The 2,255-nt window shown below is 73.5% G+C and carries 2 protein-coding genes; both read right to left on the bottom strand.

Translation table 11 applies throughout. From position 1 onward, the window contains the following. Positions 1 to 737: alpha/beta fold hydrolase (locus tag QH283_RS11340; protein WP_280502971.1), on the bottom strand; the 737-nt coding region annotated here is incomplete at its 3' end. A 75-nt stretch (positions 738 to 812) separates the two neighbouring features. Next, complete coding sequence (gene alr / locus QH283_RS11335) at positions 813 to 1,940, bottom strand: alanine racemase (RefSeq protein ID WP_280502970.1); 1,128 nt, start codon at positions 1,938 to 1,940, stop codon at positions 813 to 815. Positions 1,941 to 2,255: the final 315 nt, after the last annotated feature.

Below are 2,255 nucleotides of genomic sequence, written 5' to 3'. Positions count from 1 at the left end.
TTCCCCTGCCCGGGTACGGCGGCCAGGGGCCGCCGGGGGGTGTGGCGGGGCCGGGGGGGGGGGCGCCCGCCCGGCCCCGGGGGGGGCGCGAGATGGGTGAGCAACCGGAAGCCGTCGACGGCCGGATTGCGCAGCAGCTGGGTGACTCCCATCGAGGTCACCTCCGCCGCCGTGGTGGAGATCAACGCGACCGCCGTCACCCGGTTCGCGAACAGCTCGGGCAAGCGCGAGGCCGCGGCCAGCACCGTCATGCCGCCCAGCGAGTGGCCGACCAGCACCACCGGTCCGGTGGGGGCGACCTTCTCCACCACCGCGCCGAGGTCGCGGCCCAGCCTGCCGATGGTGCAGCTGCCCTCGGGCGGTGTACCGGACCGGCCGTGCCCGCGCTGGTCGAAGAAGACCAGCCGCACCCCCGGCCCCCAACGGCCGGGCAGATCACGACGCTGGAAGTGGAAGGACTCCATGCTGTTGCAGAAGCCGTGCACGAAAACCACCGTGACCACGGCGTTCTCGTCGCCGAGGGTGCGCACCGCCAGCCGGACGCCGTCACGGGTGCGCACCGTGCTCGCGGGGTCGCGGTCGAAGAGCGCGAAGTCCTCGTCGCGGTACTCGTCGGGCCTGCCGGTGTGCAATACCCGCCTGCCCGCCTTGCGCAGCGCGTGCACCCCGGCGAGCGCGCCGACCATCACGGCGGCGGCCAGTCCTCCTCGGCCGACCGCGGAACGTCGTGACCTCATCGGATGCTTCCCCTCAGCAGACTGTTCCGAGTCCAGCACAGCCGCGCACCGGTCGGCAACAGATCGCCGGGCACGTCACGCTCCGGCCCCGATGTGACGTCGACCCACCCGGCCACGCGGGGAGCAGACCACCTCGTAGTGGATGGTGCCCAGCCGGTCGGCCCATTCCTGGGCGGTCGGCACGCCGGGTCCAGCGCCGAACAGCACCGCGGTGTCGCCCGCGGTCACGCCCGACTCGTTGGCGCCGAGATCGACCACGAACTGGTCCATGCACACCCGGCCGACGGCGGGGTGCCGCGCACCGCCTACCCACACGTCGAAGTGTCCGCTCAAGGGCCGGAACACGCCGTCGGCGTAGCCCGCGGGCACCAGGGCGACGGTGGTCTCGTGCGGAGCGGTCCACTGGTGTCCGTAGGAGACGCCCTCTCCGGCGGCGACCCGCTTGACCAGCGCGACCGAGGCCTGGAAGGTCATGGCCGGGCGCAGGCCGAAGTCGCCGAGTTCGGGCACCGGGCTCAGGCCGTAGAGGGCGATGCCGGGGCGCACCATGTCGAAGTGCAGGTCGGGCCTGGTCATGGTGGCCGCCGAATTGGCCAGGTGCGCCACCTCGGGACGCAGCCCGCGCGCCGAGGCGGTCGCGACGGCCGCGACGAAACGCTCGCGCTGCTCGTCGAGGAAGGCGTGCTTGGGTTCGTCGGCGTGCGCGAGGTGGGAGAACATGCCGCGCAGCCGGACCGTCCGCTCCGCCACCAGGTCGCTCAGCGTCGCCAGGGCGGTCGGCAGCTCGTCCTCGGCGATGCCGTTGCGGTTCAGACCGGTGTCGACCTTGAGGGTGACGACGGCCGTGCGGCCGAGCGTGCGGGCCGACGCCGCGACCGCCAGCAGTTGCGCCGTGCTGGACACGCCGATCTCGACCTCGGCCGCCACGCCGGCGGCGTAGTCGGTGTCCTCGGTGTGCAGCCAGCTCAGGATGGGCGCGCCGATCCCCGCCTCGCGCAGCCGCAGCGCCTCAGGGATGGTCGTCACCCCCAGTTCGCGTGCCCCCGCCGCCAGTGCCGCTCGCGCGACCTGCACCGCGCCGTGGTTGTAGGCGTCCGCCTTGACCACGGCCATCAGTGCCGCGGCACCGGCGTGGTCGCGCAGCACGCGGACGTTATGGGCAATCGCGTCGAGATCGACGACCGTCTCCACTTGGGCGTTCACGAGCCTCGATCCTGCCACTCGCCGCCCCCGAAGCTATGGGCACCCCGCGACGCGGGATCACGAACCGCCAGGTCACGGCAGTGTTCATGGGGGTAGATCGCAGCCGATTTCCGTTGCGCCGTATCCGATCCGGTCCCCCGTCGCGCGCGACGGAGCGGAGAGCCGGAATCACCGGCGGGGTGGCCGCGCGGCGGCGCCTGCCTCACCGCGCCCCGACCTCGACCGCTGCTGCCAGGGCGCGCAGTTCGGCGACGGCGGCGCGGACGTGCGCCAGCAGCGGGGAGGCGGAGATCGGCGCACCGGCCGGGCCGGGGT

Origin of the sequence: Nocardia farcinica (assembly GCF_029867845.1) — a bacterium.
Lineage (GTDB): Bacteria > Actinomycetota > Actinomycetes > Mycobacteriales > Mycobacteriaceae > Nocardia > Nocardia farcinica_A.
Note: the sequence above shows the minus strand (reverse complement) of the source record. Positions and strands in the feature narration are given on the sequence as shown.